General features: G+C 63.0%; 1 protein-coding gene. It reads left to right on the top strand.

Annotated features, from left to right (window positions below):
* Positions 1-3,075, top strand: a 3,075-nt coding sequence (locus tag EN925_RS29870; protein ID WP_206632992.1) for an autotransporter-associated beta strand repeat-containing protein, incomplete at both ends; no start/stop codon positions are given.

Here is a 3,075-nt window from a genome sequence, read left to right as displayed (position 1 = left end):
CTTCTGAACAACGGCGCCATCACTGTTGAAAGCTCGGCCACCGTTGCTGGCGGAAACGGTGGCAATCCTGGCGCCAATTTCGGCGGTGGTGGTGGTGCGGGCATTGTTTTGAACGCCGGCGGCGACTTGACCAACCATGGCGATGTCCTCGGTGGCACGGGCGGGGCTTTAGCCACCGGCGGAACAGCCATTGTGATGGGAGATTCTGGCAGCATCGTCAACGACGGTCGCATTACCGGTGGCCGCGCCGGGGTTTCTGCATCCGCCGGTGCAGCGATCGACCTCAGAAATGGTGGGACGGTTTTTAACAGCGGAGTGATCATTGGCGGCGAGGGCAACGGTGGCCATGCCGGCGGCTCTAACGGCCCTGCTGGCGGAACCGGCAGTGGCGGCGCCCCCGGCTATATTCCCCTGACGCCCAGCAATGGAAACGGTGGTACCGGCATCGTTGGGGCCAATTTGGCGGTGCTTAACGTTGGGGAGATTACTGGGGGAGATTCTTTCTTTGGCCGGGCTAACGCCATCACCTTCACCGGCGGCGTCAACACGCTTTCCCTGCGAAACGGCTCGATTATCACCGGCAATGTCGTGGTGGAGAGTGGCGCGACCGGCTCATTGATGCTCGGGGACTATGACACGCTGCCTTCCACACCGGCCTTCAATGTCTCGAAGCTCGTGAATACGGCCACGGTAGGCGCGAGTGACGAGTTCGTCGGCTTCACGAGCTTTAACAAGGCCGGGACGAATACCGTTACCCTGACCGGCACGGGTGCGCAGGACTGGACCATCGATCAAGGCACCTTGGTCGGCGACACCAACAGCTTCGGCGGCAATCTCACCTTCTCAGGCGTGAACACCGGCGCCGTCGTCTTCGACCAGGCGAGCGACGGTACCTATGCCGGGACCATTACCGGCCCCGGCCATTTCGGCAAGGCCGGCGCCGGTACGCTGACGCTGTCAGGCGACGCTTCCGACCTCGCGGGCAACCTGGGCGTCATGGGGGGCACGCTCGACATCGACACACAGCTCACCTCTTTTACCGGGATCATTGCTACTGACGGAACTGATCCGGACGAGTGGGCAACCGCAAGAGTTTCAGGGTCGGCCACCTGGACTGCCGACGTCCTTAGGGTCGGGGATTCCAATGGGGATTCCAAAGGGAAAGGGAGCTTGATCGTCGAGAATGGCGGTCAGGTTTTCAACGATTCGGGAGTTGTGGCGTATGGCGCGGGCAGCACTGGCTCCGCGGTGATTTCCGGAAATGATTCGGGTTGGACGCTCGTTGATGCCATCGCAGTTGGTCTCTTTGGCAATGGATCGCTCAGCATTGAAAATGGCGGACAGGTTTCCAGCGGCAACAACGCCATTGTTGGTTGGGATGCTCAAGCCACCGGAATTGTGAATATTACGGGCCCCGGGTCGGTTTGGACAGGCGACTCCATCATTGCCGTTGGCGTCTTGGGCAAGGGCACGCTGACTCTGTCGGAGGGCGGGCAGGTTTCGCTTGCCGGGGGTCCTGCTATCGTTGGGTTGGCGGCCCAGCCAGGATCATTCGGAACGCTCAACATCGGTGCGGCAAGTGGGGAAGTGGCGAAGGCCGCCGGCACGGTTGATGCGGCATCGATAGCTTTTGGCGCTGGCACAGGCACGGTTGTGTTCAATCATCTGGGAAATCCCGATGGGTCCGATCTGATTTTCAGCCCTTCCCTGACCGGCTTGGGGACCATCCTCCATGAAAGCGGCACGACCGTTTTGGCCGCGGACAGTTCCAGCTTCACCGGTGCCACCACTGTTGCAGGCGGCACGCTTCTTGTCGGGAACCATGCCAGTGCCGGCTTCCTCGGTGGCACGATCAATGTCGAGGACGGCGCCACGCTCGGTGGCTCGGGCACGGTGGGCACGACGACGGTTGCCGATGGCGGGCATATCGCGCCAGGCAATTCGGTTGGTACGCTGACGGTTGCCGGAAATCTGGGCCTCTCTTCAGGGTCGGTTCTCGATTACGAATTCGGCAATCCAGGCGGTTCAACCGGCTCTCCGGGGATAAGCGACCGCATCGGGGTGAGTGGCAATCTGACGCTCGACGGTACGCTCAATCTTGCGCAGAGCGGCGACGTGGCCGATGGCACGGCGGGCCTCGGCTATTACCGGCTGATGACCTATGGCGGCAGCCTCACCGACAACGGCCTGGAGATCGGCACGAAGCCGCCGCTTTCCGATCCGGCCGCCTATGAGATCCAGGCGGGCGGCGGCAATGTCGACCTCTTCATCGGAGCGGCCGGCGACGACACGCTGCAGCACTGGCAAGGCGGCGACGGGACCTGGAACACCACGAACGAAAAATGGCTGAACCAGGGCGGCGATACTCTCGTCTCCTGGGCAGGAAACCATGCGGTGTTCAAGAACGAACCGGGCGGCTTCGACGGCGGCACGATCGCCGTCGAAGGAGCGCAAAGCTTCAAGGGGCTGCAATTCGTCGACAGCGGCTACCGCCTGGAAGGTTCCGGCACGCTCGCGATAGATGGTTCCGACAGCGCCGATGGCAATGCCGAGATCCGCGTGCTGGCCGGCACGGCAGCCACCATCGCGACGACGATTACCGGCGCGGGCGGGGTCAGCAAGACGCAAGGCGGCACGCTCGTCCTGGAAGGCAGCAACAGCTATCAGGGCGGCACGCGGCTTCTGGGCGGGACTATTTCCGTTTCGTCCGATGCCAATCTCGGCGCCGCAAGCGGTGCCCTGACATTCAATGGCGGCACGCTGCGGAACACGGCGGCGTTCGCGACGGCGCGCAACGTCACCCTGGATGCCGGCGGTGGGACGTTCCAGACCGATGCCGACCTGACGGCGAACGGCGTCATCTCCGGGACCGGCGCGCTCACCAAGACCGGGGCCGGCGGGCTGGTGCTTTCGAGCGCCAACAGCTACGCCGGTGGGACGACGGTTTCGGCAGGATTCATCACCGCGGCGACGACAGGCGCGCTGGGCAGCGGACCGGTGAATGTCAAGGCCGGTGACCTCCGCTTCATCAATGATGCAAGCGCCGAGAGCCTCGACATCGTCATGGAAACAAAC

Origin of the sequence: Mesorhizobium sp. M7A.F.Ca.US.006.04.2.1 (genome assembly GCF_004022915.1) — a bacterium.
Lineage (GTDB): Bacteria > Pseudomonadota > Alphaproteobacteria > Rhizobiales > Rhizobiaceae > Mesorhizobium > Mesorhizobium ciceri.
This window is presented reverse-complemented; position numbering and strand designations above follow the sequence as displayed.